The organism is Micromonospora sp. NPDC047644, assembly GCF_040704315.1.
Classification (GTDB): domain Bacteria; phylum Actinomycetota; class Actinomycetes; order Mycobacteriales; family Micromonosporaceae; genus Micromonospora.
Window position 1 is genome coordinate 413,901 of record NZ_JBEYSY010000002.1, and the last position, 18,931, is coordinate 432,831.

At 73.2% G+C, this 18,931-nt stretch carries 15 protein-coding genes and 1 riboswitch; of the genes, 7 read left to right on the top strand and 8 right to left on the bottom strand.

Translation table 11 applies throughout. The annotated features are described in order from the left end of the window. Positions 1-8 precede the first annotated feature (8 nt). Both AB0877_RS05100 and AB0877_RS05105 read right to left on the bottom strand, forming a co-directional pair. Positions 9-716, bottom strand: a complete 708-nt coding sequence (locus AB0877_RS05100) for a phospholipase (protein WP_366606780.1) — start codon at positions 714-716, stop codon at positions 9-11. A 91-nt stretch (positions 717-807) separates the two neighbouring features. Beyond that, positions 808-1,800: a LacI family DNA-binding transcriptional regulator gene (locus tag AB0877_RS05105; protein ID WP_366606782.1), complete on the bottom strand. Its 993-nt coding sequence runs from the start codon at positions 1,798-1,800 to the stop codon at positions 808-810. 160 nt (positions 1,801-1,960) lie between these two features. Between AB0877_RS05105 and AB0877_RS05110 the strand changes: the two genes are divergently transcribed. Continuing rightward, a complete protein-coding gene (locus AB0877_RS05110; RefSeq protein WP_366606784.1) occupies positions 1,961-3,214 on the top strand; it encodes an MFS transporter in 1,254 nt (417 codons plus the stop codon). 73 nt (positions 3,215-3,287) lie between these two features. Continuing rightward, complete coding sequence (locus AB0877_RS05115) at positions 3,288-4,184, top strand: aldo/keto reductase (protein WP_366606786.1); 897 nt, start codon at positions 3,288-3,290, stop codon at positions 4,182-4,184. A 19-nt stretch (positions 4,185-4,203) separates the two neighbouring features. On the opposite strand, the gene ileS is transcribed toward AB0877_RS05115, so the two are convergent. The 3 genes from ileS to AB0877_RS05130 all read right to left on the bottom strand — a co-directional run bounded on the left by ileS (position 4,204) and on the right by AB0877_RS05130 (position 8,834). Beyond that, on the bottom strand, positions 4,204-7,350 hold the full coding sequence (gene ileS, locus AB0877_RS05120) for an isoleucine--tRNA ligase (RefSeq protein WP_366606788.1): 3,147 nt from the start codon (positions 7,348-7,350) through the stop codon (positions 4,204-4,206). Between the two features lie 278 nt (positions 7,351-7,628). Next, complete coding sequence (locus AB0877_RS05125) at positions 7,629-8,297, bottom strand: hypothetical protein (protein WP_366606790.1); 669 nt, start codon at positions 8,295-8,297, stop codon at positions 7,629-7,631. Between the two features lie 30 nt (positions 8,298-8,327). Then, entirely contained in the window at positions 8,328-8,834 is a 507-nt protein-coding gene (locus AB0877_RS05130) for a hypothetical protein (protein WP_366606791.1), read from the bottom strand. Positions 8,835-9,040: 206 nt separating this feature from the next. On the opposite strand from AB0877_RS05130, the gene AB0877_RS05135 reads away from it, so the two are divergent. Next, positions 9,041-9,817, top strand: a complete 777-nt coding sequence (locus AB0877_RS05135) for a maleylpyruvate isomerase N-terminal domain-containing protein (RefSeq protein WP_366606793.1) — start codon at positions 9,041-9,043, stop codon at positions 9,815-9,817. Here the strand turns inward: AB0877_RS05135 and AB0877_RS05140 are convergent. Continuing rightward, entirely contained in the window at positions 9,814-10,533 is a 720-nt protein-coding gene (locus AB0877_RS05140) for a hypothetical protein (protein ID WP_366606794.1), read from the bottom strand. The genes AB0877_RS05135 and AB0877_RS05140 overlap by 4 nt on opposite strands. Further along, a complete protein-coding gene (locus AB0877_RS05145) occupies positions 10,526-11,107 on the bottom strand; it encodes an RNA polymerase sigma factor (protein WP_366606796.1) in 582 nt (193 codons plus the stop codon). Before AB0877_RS05145 ends, AB0877_RS05140 begins: the two co-directional genes overlap by 8 nt. A gap of 128 nt (positions 11,108-11,235) precedes the next feature. Here AB0877_RS05145 and AB0877_RS05150 point away from each other — a divergent pair, with 128 nt between their 5' ends. Next, on the top strand, positions 11,236-11,571 hold the full coding sequence (locus tag AB0877_RS05150) for a hypothetical protein (RefSeq protein WP_366606798.1): 336 nt from the start codon (positions 11,236-11,238) through the stop codon (positions 11,569-11,571). 110 nt (positions 11,572-11,681) lie between these two features. Here the strand turns inward: AB0877_RS05150 and AB0877_RS05155 are convergent, their stop codons facing one another. Continuing rightward, the gene (locus tag AB0877_RS05155; protein WP_366606799.1) at positions 11,682-12,164 is read right to left on the bottom strand and encodes an MBL fold metallo-hydrolase; all 483 of its coding nucleotides are present in this window, start codon (positions 12,162-12,164) and stop codon (positions 11,682-11,684) included. A 340-nt stretch (positions 12,165-12,504) separates the two neighbouring features. Continuing rightward, positions 12,505-12,634, top strand: a riboswitch (cobalamin riboswitch). 84 nt (positions 12,635-12,718) lie between these two features. On the opposite strand from AB0877_RS05155, the gene AB0877_RS05160 reads away from it, so the two are divergent. The 3 genes from AB0877_RS05160 (at position 12,719) to AB0877_RS05170 (ending at position 18,900) form a co-directional block, all read left to right on the top strand. After that, the gene (locus AB0877_RS05160; protein ID WP_366606801.1) at positions 12,719-12,877 is read left to right on the top strand and encodes a hypothetical protein; all 159 of its coding nucleotides are present in this window, start codon (positions 12,719-12,721) and stop codon (positions 12,875-12,877) included. A gap of 69 nt (positions 12,878-12,946) precedes the next feature. Further along, on the top strand, positions 12,947-16,615 hold the full coding sequence (gene cobN / locus AB0877_RS05165) for a cobaltochelatase subunit CobN (protein WP_366606803.1): 3,669 nt from the start codon (positions 12,947-12,949) through the stop codon (positions 16,613-16,615). 89 nt (positions 16,616-16,704) lie between these two features. Next, entirely contained in the window at positions 16,705-18,900 is a 2,196-nt protein-coding gene (locus tag AB0877_RS05170; protein ID WP_366607106.1) for a VWA domain-containing protein, read from the top strand. Positions 18,901-18,931 lie beyond the last annotated feature (31 nt).

Genomic DNA, 18,931 nt, shown 5'->3' on the forward strand with positions numbered 1-18,931 from the left:
CTCGCCCGTCACGGATGGGCGGTGAGCCAGGTGGTGGCGGCGTCGCGGATCGGGGCGGGGATGTCGTGGCCGCCGGGGAACTCCCGGTAGGTCACGTCGTAGCCGAGGTCGCGCAGGTGGGGAACGAGACGGCGGCTGCACACGTCGATGGGGAGCACCCGGTCGTCGACGCCGTGCGAGATGAAGATCCGTGGCCGGCCGTGGGTGACCGGGGGCGCGGCGAAACCGGGGGAGAAGGCCACCACCGCGTCGACCAGGTCGCCGTTCGCCAAGCCCAGCGACAGCGCGTACGAGGCACCGTCGGAGAAGCCGCCGACCGTCACGTCGGCCACCGGGTAGCTGTCGAAGACGGTCGCCAACAGCCCGTCGATGCGTCCCACGTCCGCCCCGAAGCCACCGGCGATCAGGTCCCAACTGGCGGCCGACGAGTCCGGGGCGACCAGCAGCAGGTGCTGCGCGTCCGCGACCGGCAGCAGCAGGTCCAGCCCCTGTCGCGCCGAGCCGCCCGCACCGTGCAGGAGCAGCACCAACCGGTACGCCGAACCGTCGGTCGCCGGCTCCGGGGCGTACCTCAGGGCCAGCCGGTCACCGTCGGGGCCGGTCATCGGCACCAGCCCGGTGCGGCCCGGCGCCACCGGTGGGTGGCGGCGGGCGGTCAACCGGCCGTCCCGGGGGCTCGGCGCCGGGTCCCAGTGTGACGGCGCGGAGTCGGACACGGGTCGGCGCTCCTCACGGTGGACGGAAGGTGCGACGCGGTTACCCGGCCCCTGAGGCGTTAACCGTGAGCGTGCCCGACCGGGCGTCGACTCACGCGCTGGCCCGCGCCACCAGTGCGGACGGGAAGAGGGTCACCGGGGCAACCGGACGTCCTTGAAGCAGAGCGGTGGCTGCGGCGCCGGCGATCCGTCCCACCGGATGACTCGCCGTCGTCAGCGCCGGGGCGGTCATCCCGGCCAACGGAATGTCGTCGAAGCCGGCCACCGCGACGTCACCGGGCACGCGCGCGCCGGCGTCGCGCAGGCCAGCGATCACCCCGAGCGCGGTGTCGTCGCTGATCGCGTAGATGGCGTCGATGTCCGGCCAGCGGCGTAGCGCCTCGCCGGCCGCCGTCCGGCCGCGCGCCGCCCGGAAGTCCCCGGGCAGTACCCGCTCCGGCAGGCCGGCCTCGGCCATCAGCCGACGGTACGTCTGAACGGGGCGTTGCGCGCACGGCAGCCACCGGGGGCCGGTCACCATGGCGATCCGGCGTCGCCCGGAGGCGTACAGGTGACGCAGCACCGCCTCGGAGCCGGCGGCGTTGTCGACGTCGAACGAGGGCACTGTCGCCGAGCCGATGCCGATCGAGACCACCCGACCGCGCAGCGACCGGGGCACCGCCGCCAGCAGCTCCTCGGTGGTGTTGACCAGGATCACGCCACACACACTGCGATCGCCGTCGAGTTGGTCGAGGCTGCGGGGGTCGCCGAACGGCAGCCAGCACAGGGCCACCCCGACACCGGCGGGCGTGCACACCCGGGCGGCCGCGCCGACCACCTGGTGCACGTACGGGTCGTCCAGCACCGCGGCGCTGGTGCCCAGAACGGCCACCACCAGGCGTACGCCGCCGCGGCCGTGCACCAGCGCCCGGGCGGCCGGGTTGGGCACGTAGCCGAGCTGGTCGACGGCTGCCGTGACCTGCTTCCGGGCAGCCGGCGAGGCGAACCCCGTGCCGGCGATCACCCGCGACGCCGTGGACCGGGACACCCCGGCGACCCGGGCCACGTCCTCGAGCGTGGCCGGTCGGTGTGCCGCTGTCGTCATCGTCGCCTCCCGCGGCGGCCCGTCCGGTCGGACCAACGCCTGCCCACATCATGCCCCGGCCGATCCAGCAGCGGTAAGGGGCGGTTCCCAGTTGTGGTGGTAGCGCTCTCAGGTGTGCGATCGTGCCAGGAGATCACCCCGAGGAAGAGGAACCACCCCCGTGAGCGCCCCCACCAGTCGCCCGTCAGCCCCGACAACCGCGTCGCCGACCCTGCGGACGGTGCGGCTCGCCCGCAACGGCGTCGCTGTCACCTTCACCCTCAACGGGCTGGCCGTGGGTAGCTGGTTCTCCCGCGTTCCGGCGGTCCGGGAGGCGTTGGACCTCTCCGCCGGTCGACTGGGGTTGCTGCTGCTGGCGATGAGCGTCGGCGCGTTGCTGGCCATGCCCACCGCCGGCCTGCTCGCCCAGCGTCTCGGCGCGGCCCGCACCGTCACCCTCGCCACCGCGGTGGTCGCGGTCGGCCTGACCGTGGCGGGCCTGGGCGCCACGATGACCGGGTCGTTCGCCGTCGTCGCCCTGGGACTCGTCGCCCTCGGCTACGGCTCCGGCGCCTGCGACGTGGCGATGAACGTCGAGGGCGCGGCGGTGGAACGGCGGCTGGGTCGTACGATCATGCCCCGGTTCCACGCCGGGTGGAGCCTCGGCTCGGTGGCCGGAGCGGCGCTGGGCGCCGGGGCGGCCCGGTTCGACGTGTCGGTCGGCGCGCATCTCGTCGCAGTGGCGGTGGTCGTGTTGACCGGCACTGCGCTCGCCGCCCGGACGTTCCTGCCCGTGGGCAGCGATCACACCGGCGACCCGGCGGACGCCACCCCGGCTGCCCGTCGCCGGGCTCAGCTCGCCGCCTGGCGGGAGCCACGCACCCTGCTGATCGGGCTGTTCGTGCTGGTGGCGGCGTTCACCGAGGGTGCCGCCAACGACTGGCTGGCCGTGGCGTTCATCGATGGGCGGGATCTGAGCGAGGCCGCCGGCGCGGCGGTCTTCGCGGTCTTCGTGGTCGGCATGACCGTCGGACGCACCGTCGGCACCATCGCCCTGGACCGGTGGGGTCGGGTGCCGGTGCTCAGCGGCACCATCGGCCTCGCCGTGGTCGGCGCCGGCCTGGCGGTGCTGGCGGGCTCCGGGCCGGTGGCCGTCATCGGCGTCGCGCTGTGGGGCCTGGGTGCGTCGCTGGGCTTCCCGGTCGGGATGAGCGCGGCGGCCGACGACGAGGCGCACGCGGCGGTGCGGGTGAGCGTGGTCGCGGTGATCGGCTACACCGCGTTCCTCGCTGGCCCGCCGTTGCTGGGGCTGGTCGGCGACGAGGTCGGCACCCTGCGCGCGTTGCTGGCGGTGCCGTTGCTGCTGCTGCCGACCCTGCTGCTGGTGCCGGTGCTGCGCCCGCCGCACGCCGTTTCCTCCGCCACTAAAAACTAACCCACTCCGCCGTCGGGCGGTATCGGGTGCGTGGCCGACTGCGTCACGTATCCGAGCTGGTTAGGGTCGCCCGATGCCAACCGACGAGATCACCGCCGCCGCGGCGGGCAGCTGGATCCTGGGTGACCGTACCGTGCACCGGATGGGCTTCGGCTCCATGCGGATCACCGCGAACCCCGACCGTGACCGGGCCGTCGCCCTGCTGCGCCGCGCCGTGGAGCTGGGCGTCAACCACATCGACACCGCCGCGTTCTACGTCTCGCCCGGCGGCACGCTCCGCGTCGGCACCGGACCGGCCCGCTACGCCACCGAGCTGATCCGCGCGGCGCTCGCCCCGTACCGGGAGGACCTGGTGATCGCCACCAAGGTCGGTTTCGGGTACGACCCGGAGGCGGGCTTCACCGAGGCGTTCACCCCGGCGCAGCTGCGGGCCCAGGTGGAGGAGAACCTCCGCCGACTCGGCCGCGACCAGCTCGACGTGGTGAACCTGCGCCTCGGCCGAGGGCCGGGTGCGGTGCCGGTGGCCGACCGGTTCGGCGCGCTCGCCGAGCTGCGGGCCGCCGGGCTGATCCGGCACCTCGGGCTCTCCAACGCCCGGCCCGAACAGCTGGACGAGGTGACGGGCATCGCGCCGGTGGTCTGCGTGCAGAACAACTACGGGGTGGACGCCTACCGGGAGCAGGACGCGTTCGTCCGGCTCTGCGGTCAGCGGGGCATCGCCTACGTGCCGTTCTTCGCGCTGGCCGGCACCGGGCGGGAGGCAGGCGCGGGCACCGCGCAGGGCGAGGCCGTCGAGGCGGTCGCCCGCGCCCACGGCGTCACCGCGCAGCAGGTACGCCTCGCCTGGACCCTGCACCAGGGCCCCCACGTGCTCGCCATCCCCGGCACCGCCGACCCGGAGCACCTGGCGCAGAACGTCGCGGCCGGTGCCCTACGCCTGACCCCGGACGACCTGACCCGTCTGCGCTGATCGTCCACCCCGTCACCGCTCAGGCCCGCACGACGTGCACGACGATCTCCTGACCATCGCCCACGGTGCCGGAGAACCCCTCCGACACCGCGTCCGCGACCGTCAGCTGGAGCGCGAGGGTCTCGTGCGCGATGAGCTTCCGATGCGCCGAGATCGCCGCCGCGACATCCGCGGGGGCGGCGATCGACACGGTGACCCGGTCGGAGACCTCGAAGTCGGCGTCGCGGCGGGCCTGCTGGATGATGCGGACGACGTCGCGTGCGACGCCCTCGGCCGCCAGTTCGGGGGTGATCTCGGTGTCCAACGCGATCGTCACGCCGCGCTGGGACTCCACGACCCAACCGGTGCGCGGCACCTCCGTGATCAGGATGTCGTCCGGGCCCACCTCGACCCGCGTACCGTCGATCGACAGCGGGTACGACCCGTTCGCCCGGACGCCGTCGACCAGGTCCCGGGGGGCGACGGCGGCAATCGCCGTCGCGACGTGCTGGGTGCGGTTGCCGAACCGGCGGCCCAGCGTCCGGAAGTTCGCTTTGACCCGCACGTCGATGACCCCGCTCTGGGCGTCGAGCGGCTGGAGGACCTTGACGTTCAACTCGTCGCCGATGTCGTCCAGCAGCGCCGGCGGGAGGACGGTGCCGGCCGGCAGCCCCACGAGCGCCCGGCTCAACGGCTGACGGATCCGCAGACTGCTCGCCTTACGCGCGGACCGTCCCGCCTCGGCCAACGCCCGCGCAGTGGCCACCTGGGCCGACAGCTCGGTGCTGATCACCGTGGTGTCCGCTGTGGGCCAGGCCGCCAGGTGCACCGACTCCACAGCCGTCGCGGCACCCGGCCGGAGGACCTGCTGCCACACCTGCTCCGTGACGAAGGGAACGAAGGGCGCCAGTAGCCGCGTGAGAATGTCGAGGCACTCGTACAGGGTGGTGAGGGCGTCGGTGTCGCCCTCCCAGAAACGCTGCCGCGACCGGCGTACGTACCAGTTCGACAGGTCGTCGATGAAGTCGGCGAGCAGCCGGCCGGCACGCGCCGTGTCGTAGTTCCGCATCCGTTCGTCGACGGCGGCCGCGAGGGCGTGGACCTCCCCGACGATCCACCGGTCCAACACCGGCCGCTGGGCGACCGGCTGCGCCAGCTGCGGCGCCCACGTCGAGTTCGCCGCGTAGAGGGAGAAGAACGCCGCGGTGTTCCAGTAGGTCATCAACACCTTGCGGACGATCTCGTCGAGTGGGCCGGGCCCGATCCGGCGCGGCGACCACGGTGAGCCGGAGCAGGCCATGAACCAGCGCACCGCGTCGGCGCCGTGGGTGTCCATCAGCGGGATCGGCAGCAGGATGTTGCCCAGGTGTTTGCTCATCTTGCGGCCGTCCTCGGCCAGGATGTGCCCGAGGCAGACGACGTTCTCGTACGGGGACCGGTCGAAGACCAGCGTGCCGACCGCCATCAGCGTGTAGAACCACCCGCGCGTCTGGTCGATCGCCTCGCAGATGTACTGGGCCGGGTAGGTGCGTTCGAAGATCTCCCTGCTACCCGGCACGTGGGGGTAGCCCAACGACGCGAACGGCATGGCCCCGGAGTCGTACCAGGCGTCGATCACCTCGGGAACCCGGGTGGCGGTCCGACCGCAGTCGGGGCAGGCGAAGGTGATCTCGTCGACGTACGGGCGGTGCGGGTCCAGCTCGGACAGGTCGGCGCCGGCCAACTCCCCGAGCTCCGTACGGGAACCGACAGCGGTGACGTGGTTGTCCGGGCATCGCCACAGCGGCAGCGGGGTGCCCCAGTACCGGGAACGGGACACCGCCCAGTCGATGTTGTTCTTCAGCCAGTCGCCGTAGCGGCCGTGCTTGATGTGCTCCGGGAACCAGTTGGTGTTCTCATTCTCCCGCGTCAGCTCGTCGCGGACCTCGGTCGTCCGGATGTACCAGGACGGCTGCGCGTAGTACATCAGCGGCGTGTGGCACCGCCAGCAGTGCGGGTAGGGGTGCTCGAACGGTTCGTGCCGGAACAACCGACCAGTCTGCCGGAGACGGTCGATGAGCAACGCGTCGGCGTCCTTGAAGAACACCCCACCGACCAGGTCGATGTCGTCGGTGAACCGCCCGTTCGGGGCGACCGGGTTGACCAGCGGCAACCCGTACGCGCGGCAGACGGCGAGGTCGTCCGCGCCGAATGCCGGCGCCTGGTGCACCAGGCCGGTGCCGTCCTCGGTGGTGACGTACTCCGCGAGGACCACGAGGTGCGCGTCGGGGATGTCCACCAGGTCGAACGGCCGCTCGTACCGCAGCCCTTCCAACGCCGACCCGGGTACGGTCGCCAGGATCTCCGCCTCGTCGCCGAGGACCCGCCGAGCCAGCGGTTCGGCGACGACGAACGTGCCCTGCCCGGTGCGGGCGAGCGCGTACGTCACCGCGGGGTGTACGGCGACGGCGGTGTTGGACACCAGGGTCCACGGGGTGGTGGTCCAGACCAGCAGGTCGACGCCGCTGTGTCCGGCCACGTCCCCGCGCAACGGGAACCGCACGTACACGGAAGGGTCGGTGACGGTCTCGTACCCCTGCGCCACCTCGTGGTCGGACAGGGTCGTGCCGTCGCGGGTGCAGTACGGCGCGACCCGGAAGTCCTCCACCAGCCGCCCGCCGTCGTGGATCTGCTTCAGTGACCACCAGACGCTGTCGACGTACTCCGGGGACATGGTCTGGTACGGATGCTCCAGGTCGATCCAGTAACCCATCCGCTCGCTGAGCTGGACGAACTCGTCGACGTGCCGCAGCACCGAGGTGCGACACAGGGCGTTGAACTCCGCGACACCCATCCGCTCGATGTCGGCCTTGCCGCTGAGCCCCAACTCCTTCTCCACCGCGAGCTCGACGGGCAGGCCGTGGCAGTCCCACCCGGCGCGGCGCGGCACCGAGTAGCCCCGCATCGTCCGGTACCGGGGAAAGAGGTCCTTGAAGACCCTCGCCTCGATGTGGTGGGTGCCCGGCGTGCCGTTGGCGGTCGGCGGCCCCTCGTAGAACACCCACGGCGGACCGTCGGCCGTCTGTTCCAGACTCCGGTCGAACACGTTGTTGGCCTGCCACCACTCGATGACCGCGCGGTCCATCCCACCAAAGTCGATCTTGGTGGGCAGTGGCACGAATGGCGACTTCGACGGACCGTCCGGCACCGACGTTCTCCCTACACTTCACGTCCGCTCGCGGGGCATCAGCTCACTGCCCACGCGGGGACGAAGCGCCGGGCGTATGGCCAGGACTCCGCGGTACCACCCCGCTTGCGCCTCGTCGGTGCAGGCGCCGCTCAATTTCACGACGTGACGTGCCGCGACGTCCGGTTCTACCAGGGCGGTCGAACTGCCCGTTCTTCCGGAGGCTCCCCGGTGATGGCCGGATCGGTGCCGATGCCGCCCAGCATAGCTGTCCGTACCCGGAGCCCGTGGCCGGAGCGTCAGCCGTGCAGCCAGATGCGGAGAGGGCCGGTGGTGGCGAAACCAGCGGAGAGCGCCGGCGTCAGTGCCGGGGTGCTCTCGTAGCCGACCAGCGGCGCGTCGGGCACTGTGGCACACACCGCGCGCCAGATGGCCCGGGAGGTGTCGACGCGGGCGAACAGGTTGGAGACGCCGTACGGGCCGTCGCCGCTGAGCACCGCTCCACCGGTGACCACACCACGGTCGTCGTGGCGGGCGAGCACCCGTACGCGGGGGTCGGCCAGGAGCGCGGGGCGGAACAAGTCCCCGCCGCCGTGGGCCGCCGCCCAGGCCGCCAACTCGTCGGGTGTGGTGACCGGGGCCAGCGGTGTGTCGACAGGTGGTGCCGACGGTGGCCGGTGGATCCACTGCGCGTCGAAGAGCACCCGGAACCCGTACCCGGACAGGTCGAGGTCGGTGAAGCTGTCCTTCACCGACGCGCCCGGGCTGGCGTCGATCCGGGCCAGCAGGGCGTCGGCGTCGACGCCCGGCCGTAGGGTGACCGCGTCCGGGTACCACTGCGGCGAACGGTGGGGGACCGACCAGGCGTCGGCGTCGGTACGGCCGGGCAGCCCGTGGCTGCCGCAGACGATGTCGCACCACTCGGCGTTGTTGCGGACCGCCGCCGCCACCCGTTCGTCCTCCCGCACGTCAGGCAGCCTAGGTGGCCCGGCGCTGGCTCAGGGGGCGTAGACCAGGTCCATCGTGTCGGTGTGCCCGGACCAGCGCAGGTCGAGGCGCCAGCAGCCGGCCTCGGGCAGGTCGATGATCGATGGACCGGGGCCACCGGGCACCTCCCGGATCACCCGGGTGTCGGTGCCGTCCAGCCTCGCGGTGATCACCAGGGTCGCCGGCGCGGTGGGGTCGGGGGAGGTCGTGGCGGCGCGGGCCACCCACAGGATCTTGTTGTTCGACCCGTCCGTCCGGACCTGCCGCAGCGGGTGGGCGAACAGCACCGCGACTATGTCGCCCTTCGCGCCGAAGACGTGCGGAACCCGCGCGTCCCCGCTGAACCCGGCGTCCGCCCAGTCCGGCAGCGACCCCGTCTCGACCCGCGCCGCGCAGGCGCTCGCGGTGCTCGCCGTGGTGGCCGCTCCCGCCGTCGGCGCCGCCCCGCTGGTCGTTGTCGTGCACGCCGCCAGCAGGACCACCGAGGATGCCAGCATCAACCTGCCCCAGGAAACCATCTCGCTCCTTCCGGTACGCGTCGACGACTCGCCGCACCCTTTCGACACCGCCCAGGCCCGCCAGGTTCCTGGTGCTGACCGGCCTGTCACGGCCGCTCGCCGCGCTGGTGCTCAGGGCTCAGGGCTCAGGTGAAAGGTCGACCAGCGGTCGACGTCGTCCGCCAAATTCGCTGTCCGGCGGCGGCGCGCGGTGATACACAACCGGGGTGCCGAACACTGTGGAGTTCCCCGAGGTCCTGCGGCTGATCGAAGATCGCTCGGCGGCGTTCCGCGCCGCGCTCGCGTCCGCCCCCGACCTTGACGTCCCGGTCCCGACCTGCCCGGACTGGACGCTGCGCGAACTGGCGCAGCACCTCGGCGACGGCCGCCGCCGTCAGGCCGTCATCATCGCGGCGGGCTCGGGCGTCGAGCCCCCGACGAGGGCGGACCCGAAGGGCGCCCCGACCGCGCCCCGCCACCGCGAGGCCCTGGATGCCTGGCTCGCCGAGTCGACCGGGCTGATGCTCGACGCGCTGCACGAGGCCGGCCCGGATCGCGGCTGCTGGACCTGGTGGGGCCGCTCGCAGGCACCGCAGACCAGCGGAGCCGTCGCCCGGCACCAGGTCCAGGAACTGGCCGTCCACACCTACGACGTCCAGCTCACTCAGGGAGCGGCACAGCCGCTACCGTCGGACGTCGCGGTCGAGGGCGTCGACGAGTTCCTGACGACCGTGGCGGCGACGACCGTTGCCTGGCCGTTCGAGCCGGCGACCATCGACCTGCACACGACCGAGGGCCGCTCCTGGCGCCTGACCCTCGACGCCGACGGCGTCCGCTGCGACGACCTCGCCGCCGACGCGGAGCCGGGCGACATGGCGCTGCGCGGCGCAGCGAGCGACATGATCCTCTACTTCTACCAGCGCGTTCCGCTCGACAGTCTGGAAGCGACCGGTGACACCACGCCGATGGAGCAGCTCGCGGACTGGGACCCGACCGCGCCCTAGCCCAGTGAGCGCGCCACCTCGATCGCCTCGGCCTTGGTGAGGGCCCCCTCAAGCCGGTAGCTCACGTCGTTGTCCTGCCAGATCAGCGTCGAGGCGGCAAGCCGGGCGGTCTCCCTGCGGATCCCACCCGCCCGGTCTACGTAGGACAACACGTGTGGGCCGTCGACCCACACGGCGAAGTCGCCGTTCACCTGGACCCAGTTCGCGCCCGGCGGGGTGACCTCCTTGTGGAAGGCCAGGTCGAGGTGACCGTCGAACGCGTCGACGCGCAGCGCGCCCCCGTCGTAGAGCAGCGTCGCCACCCGGTACCGGCCGGTGGCGTCCGGGTCGGCGACCAGTACCTGCTCGGGCGTGCCCAGCTTCGCCGGCAGGCGGATCGGAAACCGCACCGCCCGCTGGGCCTCGGCCAGGGCGACGCTCCGCTGCCCGGGCAACGGCGACGCGGTGCCGCCGGCCGGCGTCGGGGCGGGTGAGGTGGCGATGCTGACCCCGGCGAAGCGCAGCAGCCCCGTGACGGCGTCGGCGATCGCGGCGCGCGTCGGCGGCAACAGCGCCACCAGCAGCGCGGCGAGCGCCGCCGCGGCGAGCGACCGCCACCGGCGTCGCCGGGGCGCGGGCGTGCCCAGTCGTACGCGGACCCGGGCGGTCACGTCGGGCGGGTCGGGGGTGTCCAGCCAGGCGGACAGGTCGCGCAGTTCCCGTTCGAGGTCACCCATGCCGGATCTCCGCACTGTCGAGCAGGGCGCGAAGCTTCGCCAGCGCCCGGGACGTACGCGATTTCACGGTGCCCCGGGGCCAGCCCAGAGCCGACACCGTCTCCTCCTCGGTGAGGTCGAGGAAGAACCGGCAGACGATGACCTCGCGGTCCCGTGCTGGCAGTTGCCGCAGCGCCCGCACCAGCGACTCCCGGCGTTCCCCGGCGAGGACCGCGGCGACCGCGTCGTCCTCGGCGATCTCGGACCTCGGATCCGCTGCCGCCGCCCGCAGGACGAGCCCGTCGCGCCGGCCACGGGAGCGGTGCAGGTTGCGGGTCTCGTTCGCGACGATCGCGAGCAGCCACGACCGGAAGGACGCGTCACCCCGGTAACGGGACAGCTTCCGGTACGCCTTCACAAACGCCTCCTGGATCACGTCCTCGGAGTCCGAGCCCGCGCCGAGCAGCACCGCGGTCCGGTACGCGGACGCGGTGTGCCGGGCGACCAGGAGGTCGTACGCCTCCAGGTCACCTGCCCGGGCGCGGGTGACGAGCGTCTCGTCGTCCAGGGGAGCCTCCGTTCGGATCACACTCATGACACCGCCCACCCGCCGTGGGTTCCACCCGGATTTCCCGACTGTGGTCAGCTCCCTCCCACCCGGCGTGCAGGGTATTGCCAGGAATCGGTGCTGCACTGGAGGGGCGTCGACGAGAGGGGCGGGGCATGAGCTGGTTCAATCGGCGGTCACGGGGTGCCGAGGCGACCCCGACGAAGCTGGACCGGGAGGCGACCCGCGACGACCTCGCGGCGCTGGAGGCGTTCGTGGCCAGCCGGCGAGGGGTGGAGTTCTACCTGGAACCGGAGACGACCGCGACGGACACCACGGTGGTGGCGATCGCACACGACGGCGAGTGGATCCGCCGCCGTACCGGAACACCCCGCGCGGCCGGGGCCATCGCCCGCAAGCACGCGGTGCCGCTGTACGAGGCGGCGCGCACCGGCTACCCGGAGCGGATGCGGACCTGGAGCCGGGCCCACCCCGAGCGCCACGCCCGCTGAGGGCCGCCGGGATCAGGCGTCGTCCACGACCGCGCGGGCCTGATCGAACGTCATCGGCTCCGCGTGGCTGGAGACGTACCAGTGGTAGTCACCGTCGAGCAGTCTCCGGATCAGGTCGAGATCGAGGCCGTCCTCCGGCCGGCGCAGGTGCGCCGGCGGCGGGTAGAAGCAGTCGCCCAATCCTCCCAGGAGTCCATCGCCCGTGCCCGACCTCGGAAGCTCGGGACGAGACGAGGGTCGGCGCGCATCCGCTCGTCCAGATAGTGGTGGCTCCACGGCTGTGCGGCTTCGGCACGCAGCAGCGGCACTGCCGTCTCATGCCCGACGATCTCCACGTCGGGCCAGGCGCAGGCTCCCCAGACATGGTCCCAGTGGTGGTGGGTGTAGACGAGCCAGCGTGGCTCCGGAAGCCCGGCTGCGGCGAGCGCGGCCTGGATGCCGCGGGCGTGCGCTGGGCTCTGCCCGGCGTCGATCATCACACTGCCGCGCTCGTCGGCCACAACGGCGACGCCGGCCTGGACCGCCTCGGGTTCGGGGTCGCCCGGACAGATCCAGACACGACCAGCCAGGTGGTGGAACTGCGGGGCGACCATGGTGATCGATCTCCGAGATTGATCGCGGATCACGGGCGTGGTGTTGCTGATCCTAATTCAGCGCATCGAACAGCACCGCCCGCCAAACGATCGGCGCAGGTCACGACACCCGTGGCCGCCCTTTGCTCTGCTTACCTATATGCGCCGGTGACGCTCCGTGTCTGGTGCGCATTGGTAAGCAGAGCAAAGGGCGGCGCACATTGATCTGGGGCCTCGCGTGGCGCGGAGCCCCGCACGCGTCGATCGCCGAGCCTCGATGGGTGGCGCCCGCCTGGCGGGGCCGGAGCGGCGTTGACCGGCGGCGGAGGGGTGTGGCAGCATTCGCGGCCTGACGGCAGTGAAGGAAGTCGGTGCGATTCCGACGCGGTCCCGCCACTGTCACCGGGGAGCGATCCCCCCTCGTGAGTCACGGCCGTGTGTCTGCGGTTGGAAGGCCGGGGGAGAGCGTCGATCCGGAAGCCAGGATACTTCGGCCGTCGGGACGTACCCCAGGGCGTGGACACCCGAGGAGGACCCGATGACGCATGGCGTCTCTGTCACCGACGATCACCGTCGTGAGCCGAGCGGCGGACGCCCCGCCGCGCCCCGACCCGGCCGCGCCTCCGGACCGGCATCCGCACGCTCCCGCGCCGTTCACCGCTGAGTTCGACACCGCGCCACCCGTCGCCGCCGGCCCCGCGTCGGTGAGTCGTCCGGGTCGCGGTGCCTGCTGAACCCCGCGCCCATCCTTCGTCGCCCGATCGCCTCGGCGAACGCGCCGACGTCACCCTCCGGAGCCTGCCGTGCGCATCCTGCTGCTGTCCACCGCCGACACCGACCTGCTGGCCGCCCGCGCCAGCGGTGCCGACTACCGGTTGGCCAACCCTGCCCGGGTCGCCGCCGAGGAGGTGCCCGCCCTGATCGACGGGGTCGCCCTCGTCGTCGTACGCCTGCTCGGTGGTCGGCAGGCGTGGCCGGACGGCCTCGCCGCGGTGCTCGCCACCGGCGTGCCGACTGTCGTGCTCGGCGGTGAGGCGCTGCCCGACGCGGAGCTGATGGCCATCTCCACAGTGCCGTCCGGGGTCGTCACCCAGTCGCTGGCGTACCTGGTGGAGGGCGGCCCGGACAACCTCGGACAGTTGGCCCGGTTCCTCTCCGACACGGTGCTGCTCACCGGCGAGGGGTTCGCCGCACCCGCGCCCACCCCGGCGTACGGCGTGCACGGCGACCACCCCGCCGACCCGGACCGGCCCACGGTGGGCATCGTCTTCTACCGGGCGCACGCCCTCGCCGGCAACACCGGATTCGTCGACGTGCTCGCGGACGCGGTCCACCAGGCCGGCGGCAACCCGCTGCCGATCTTCTGCGGCTCGTTGCGCGGGTTGACCGCGGGCGCCGGGCCCCTCGGGCTCTTCGCCCGCTGTGACGCGCTGCTGGTCACGGTGCTCGCGGCCGGCGGCGCGGTCGCCGCCGACGCCTCCGGTGGTGGCGACGAGGACGCCTGGGACGTCGGCGCCCTGGCCGCCCTGGACGTGCCGGTCATCCAGGCGCTCTGTCTCACCAGCACCCGCGCGCAGTGGGCCGACAGCGACGCCGGTCTGTCCCCGTTGGACGCCGCCATGCAGGTGGCCATCCCCGAGTTCGACGGCCGGATCGTCACGGTGCCGTTCTCGTTCAAGCAGATCGACGCGGACGGGCTCTCGGTCTACGCCGCCGATCCCGAGCGGGCCGCGAGGGTCGCCGGGATCGCGGTGCGCCATGCCCGGCTGCGGTACGTGCCGCACGCCGACAAGCGGGTCGCCGTGGTGCTCAGCTCGTACCCCACCAAGCACTCCCGGGTCGGCAACGCCGTCGGGCTGGACACCCCGGCGTCGGCGGTCCGGCTGTTCGCCGCGTTGGCCGAGGCCGGCTACGACCTGGGTGACGCCCCGCCGCCCGACGACGGCGACGCGCTGATCCACGCGTTGATCGCCGCCGGTGGTCACGACGTGGAGTGGCTCACCCCGGAGCAGTTGGCCGCCGCCGAGGCCCGGATACCGGGGCCGACCTACCAACGGTGGTTCGACCAGGTCCCGGTCGAGCTGCGCGAGCGGATGCGGGAGCACTGGGGTGAGCCGCCGGGCGAGCTGTACACCGAGGGCGGGGACATCGTGCTCGCCGGGCTGCGCTTCGGCAACGTGGTGCTGCTGATCCAACCGCCCCGCGGCTTCGGGGAGAACCCCATCGCGATCTACCACGACCCGGACCTGCCGCCCAGTCACCACTACCTGGCCGCCTACCACTGGCTGACCGCGCCCGTCGCGGACGGCGGCTTCGGCGCGGACGCCGTGGTGCACCTGGGCAAGCACGGCACCCTGGAGTGGCTGCCCGGCAAGGGCCTCGGCCTGGCCGCCGACTGCGCGCCCGACGCGGTCCTCGGCGACCTGCCGCTGGTGTACCCGTTCATCGTCAACGACCCCGGCGAGGGCACCCAGGCCAAGCGGCGGGCGCACGCCGTGGTCGTCGACCACCTGGTCCCGCCGATGGCCCGCGCCGAGACCTACGGCGACCTGGCCAAACTGGAGCAACTGCTCGACGAGTACGCGACGGTGCAGGCCCTCGACCCGGCCAAGGTGCCCACCGTGCGGGCCCAGATCTGGGACCTGGTGCGCGCCGCCGAGCTGCACCACGACCTGCACGCCGAGGCGATGCCCGACGCGGACGACTTCGACGACTTCGTGCTGCACCTCGACGGGTACCTGTGCGAGGTCAAGGACGTGCAGATCCGCGACGGGCTGCACATCCTCGCCGACGCGCCCACCGGCGAGCCCCGGGTCAACCTGGTCCTCGCGGTGCTGCGCGCCCCGCAGATCTGGGGCGGCGCCCGTGCTCTGCCCGGCCTGCGACAGGCCCTCGCCGTCGCGTACTCGCTCGACGAGCAGGAACTGCTCGCGTCGCCGGGTCAGCGACTGACGCTGCCAGCGGCGTTGACCGACGTGGTGGACGGGCCGGCCGGCACCGCCGCCGACGCGATCGACCTCATCGAGGCCCTCGCCCGGCGGCTGGTCGTCGGCATGGAGACCCTGGACTGGGCCGTGGACACCATCGACGCCGTGGTGACGGAGGTGACCGGTCGGTCGATCCCGGACGTCGCCGCGGTGCTGCACTTCGCCGCCACCGAGCTGGTGCCCCGACTCGACCGCACCACCGACGAGCTGACCAACACCCTCGGGGCGCTGGACGGCAGGTTCGTGCCGCCCGGCCCGTCCGGCTCACCCACCCGGGGCCTGGTCAACGTGCTGCCCACCGGCCGCAACTTCTACTCCGTCGACCCGAAGGCCATTCCCAGCCGCAACGCCTGGGACGTCGGGGTGGCCCTCGCCGACTCGCTGCTGGCCCGGCACCTCGCCGACACCGGCGCGTACCCCCGCTCGGTGGGGTTGACCGTCTGGGGCACCAGCGCGATGCGTACCCAGGGCGACGACATCGCCGAGGTGCTCGCGCTGCTGGGCTGCCGGCCGGTCTGGGACGACAGGTCCCGGCGGGTGACCGGCGTCGAGGTGGTGCCGACCGCCGAGCTGGGCCGCCCGCGCGTCGACGTCACAGTGCGCATCTCCGGCTTCTTCCGCGACGCGTTCCCGCACGTGGTGGCGTTGCTCGACGACGCCGTCCGGCGGGTCGCCGCCCTGGACGAGCCGGACGAGGAGAACTACCTGCGGGCGCACGTCGCCGCCGACCTCGCCGAGCACGGCGACGAGCGGCGGGCCACCGCCCGGATCTTCGGCTCCAAGCCCGGCGCGTACGGAGCCGGGCTGCTGCCCCTGATCGACGCCCGGACCTGGCGCAGCGACGCCGACCTGGCCGAGGTGTACGCGGTGTGGGGCGGCTACGCGTACGGCCGGGGCCTGGACGGGCGGGAGGCGCGCGCCGACATGGAGCGCTCCTTCGCCCGGATCGCGGTGGCGGTGAAGAACCAGGACACCCGTGAGCACGACATCGTCGACTCCGACGACTACTTCCAATACCACGGCGGAATGGTGGCGATGGTCCGCCACCTCACCGGCACGTCACCGCAGGCGTACGTGGGTGACTCGGCGATGCCGCACGACGTGCGCACCCGCACGCTGGGCGAGGAGACCCGGCGGGTGTTCCGGGCCCGGGTGGTCAACCCGAAGTGGATCGCCGCGATGCGCCGGCACGGCTACAAGGGCGCGTTCGAGCTGGCAGCCACGGTGGACTACCTGTTCGGCTACGACGCCACCGCTGGTGTGGTCGACGACTGGATGTACGAGCACCTGGCCGCCGCGTACCTCTTCGACGACACCACCCGGGAGTTTCTGGAGACGTCCAACCCGTGGGCGTTGCGCGGCATCACCGAACGCCTGTTGGAGGCCGCCGACCGGGGGCTGTGGGCCAAGCCGGAGCCGGCCACCCTGGACCGGCTGCGCGACACGTACCTGGCCAGTGAGGGCGACCTGGAGGACCGGGTGTGAGCGCGAGGAGTGAGCCGGTTTTGCGAGCCCCGCAGTCGCGAACGAAAGAAGGCGCAGTGGCGATTTATCCGTTCAGCGCGGTGCTCGGCATGGCCGACATGCGGCTGGCGTTGCTGCTCAACGCGGTCTCCCCGGCGATCGGCGGGGTGCTGGTCCGGGGTGAGAAGGGGACCGCCAAGTCCACCGCCGTGCGGGCCCTCGCCGCGCTGCTGCCCCCGGTCCGGCGGGTGGCCGGCTGCCGTTTCGGCTGTGACCCGGCCGAGCCCGACCCGGCCTGCCCGGACGGCCCGCACCCGGCCGACGTCGCCGCCGAGACCCGTCCGGCCCGCCTCGTCGAACTGCCGGTGGGCGCCGCCGAGGACCGGGTGGTCGGTGCGCTGGATCTGGAGAAGGCGATCGGCGAGGGGGTACGCGCCTTCGAGCCGGGCCTGCTCGCCGCCGCGCACCGGGGTGTGCTCTACGTCGACGAGGTCAACCTGCTGCACGACCACCTCGTCGACCTGCTGCTCGACGCGGCGGCGATGGGCCGCAGCCACGTCGAGCGGGAGGGCGTCTCGGTCAGCCACGCGGCCCGGTTCCTGCTGGTCGGCACCATGAACCCGGAGGAGGGGGAGCTGCGCCCGCAGCTGCTCGACCGGTTCGGGCTCACCGTCGAGGTGGGTGCCAGCCGGGACCCGGAGATCCGGGTCGAGGTGGTCCGCCGCCGGCTGGCCGCCGACGCGGACCCGGTCGGCTTCGCCGCCCGTTGGGCCGACGCCGACGCCCAGATCGCCGCCCAGGTGGCCGCCGCCCGTCGCCGACTTCCCGGGGTACGACTGCCGGACGCCGCGTTGCGGCAGATCGCCGAGGTGTGCGCGGCGTTCGACGTGGACGGGATGCGGGCCGACATCGTCACCGCCCGTACCGCCCTCGCCCACGCCGCCTGGCACGGCCGGGACCGGGTCACCATCGACGACGTCCGGGTGGCGGCCCGGCTGGCCCTGCCGCACCGCCGCCGCCGCGACCCGTTCGACACCCCGGGGCTGGACGAGAAGCGCCTCGACGAGGCGTTGCAGCGCGCCCAGGACGCCCACCCCGACGACCCGGACGACGCTGGCCCCGACGACCGGGGCCCGGACGACAGTGACCCGGACGGCGGCCCACAGGGCGGTGGCCCGGCCGGTGGCGGTGGTCCGGCCGGTGGGGGTGGTCCGGCCGGGGGCGGACCAGGGGGCGGCGGCCCGCAGGGCGGCGACCGCGGCGGTGACGGCGTCGACCAGGGTGAACCGGGTTCGGCGGAGCACCCGACGGCGCGTGCCGGCGCTGGCACCGATGACTGGCCGCAGCGCCAGCCGGGCGACCGGGGCGACGACGACTGGCCGCAGCACCGGCAGGCCGATCGGGGTGACGACAGTCCGAACTCGCGCCCGCGCGGTGGTGGGCACTCGGCGACCGGTGCCGACGCACCGACCCCCGGCGGCGAGTCCCAGCCGGTGGCCGTACCCCGGGGTGGGCTGCGGGCGCGGACGCTGACCGCGCCCGGCCTGGGTGACGGGGTGCCGGGCCGGCGCTCGCGGGCCCGGACCGGGCGGGGTCGCACCACCGGCGCCCGGGTACCGGTGGGTCGGGTCGGCGCGCTGCACCTGCCGGCCACGATCCGGGCCGCCGCGCCGCACCAGGCGGCCCGGGGCCGGGTGACCGGTCCGCTGCGGCTGGGCCGCGACGACCTGCGCGAGGCGGTTCGTGAGGGCCGCGAGGGCAACCTGGTGCTGTTCGTGGTGGACGCGAGCGGCTCGATGGGCGCCCGGCAGCGGATGGCCACGGTGAAGGACGCGGTGCTCGCCCTGCTCACCGACGCCTATCAGCGGCGGGACAAGGTCGCGGTGATCGCGTTCCGGGGTGGCGGTGCCCGGACCCTGCTGCCGGCGACCTCGTCGGTGCTGGCCGCCTCGACCCGGCTGGCCGAGCTGCCGACCGGCGGCCGTACGCCGCTGGCCGAGGGGCTGCTGGCCGCCGCGGACCTGTTGCGGGTGGAGCGCCTGCGCGACCCGAAGCGCCGCCCTCTGGTCCTCATCGTCACCGACGGGAGGGCCACCGCGGGCACCCGCCCGCTGGACCGGGCGGCAGCGGCGGCACAGGTCCTGGCCGCCACCGGCGCCCCCTGCGTGGTCGTCGACTGCGAGACGGGCCCGGTCCGCCTGCACCTGGCCGCCCGCCTGGCCACCCAGCTAAGTGCCCCCAAAACCCCCCTGGAGTCCCTGACCCACCCCCGCCCCCGCGATCTTGCACTTCCTGTCGCGGCATAAGAGACCAAGCACGCATATGACCAGCAGAAAC

Bases quoted from the DNA above. Each gene is read 5' to 3' on its own strand.
- AB0877_RS05145 (WP_366606796.1), bottom strand. From the start codon at position 11,107: ATGAGTGTGATCCGAACGGAGGCTCCCCTGGACGACGAGACGCTCGTC.
- AB0877_RS05140 (WP_366606794.1), bottom strand. From the start codon at position 10,533: ATGGGTGACCTCGAACGGGAACTGCGCGACCTGTCCGCCTGGCTGGAC.
- AB0877_RS05155 (WP_366606799.1), bottom strand. From the start codon at position 12,164: ATGGTCGCCCCGCAGTTCCACCACCTGGCTGGTCGTGTCTGGATCTGT.
- AB0877_RS05170 (WP_366607106.1), top strand. From the start codon at position 16,705: ATGGCCGACATGCGGCTGGCGTTGCTGCTCAACGCGGTCTCCCCGGCG.
- AB0877_RS05105 (WP_366606782.1), bottom strand. From the start codon at position 1,800: ATGACGACAGCGGCACACCGACCGGCCACGCTCGAGGACGTGGCCCGG.
- AB0877_RS05150 (WP_366606798.1), top strand. From the start codon at position 11,236: ATGAGCTGGTTCAATCGGCGGTCACGGGGTGCCGAGGCGACCCCGACG.
- AB0877_RS05130 (WP_366606791.1), bottom strand. From the start codon at position 8,834: ATGGTTTCCTGGGGCAGGTTGATGCTGGCATCCTCGGTGGTCCTGCTG.
- AB0877_RS05115 (WP_366606786.1), top strand. From the start codon at position 3,288: ATGCCAACCGACGAGATCACCGCCGCCGCGGCGGGCAGCTGGATCCTG.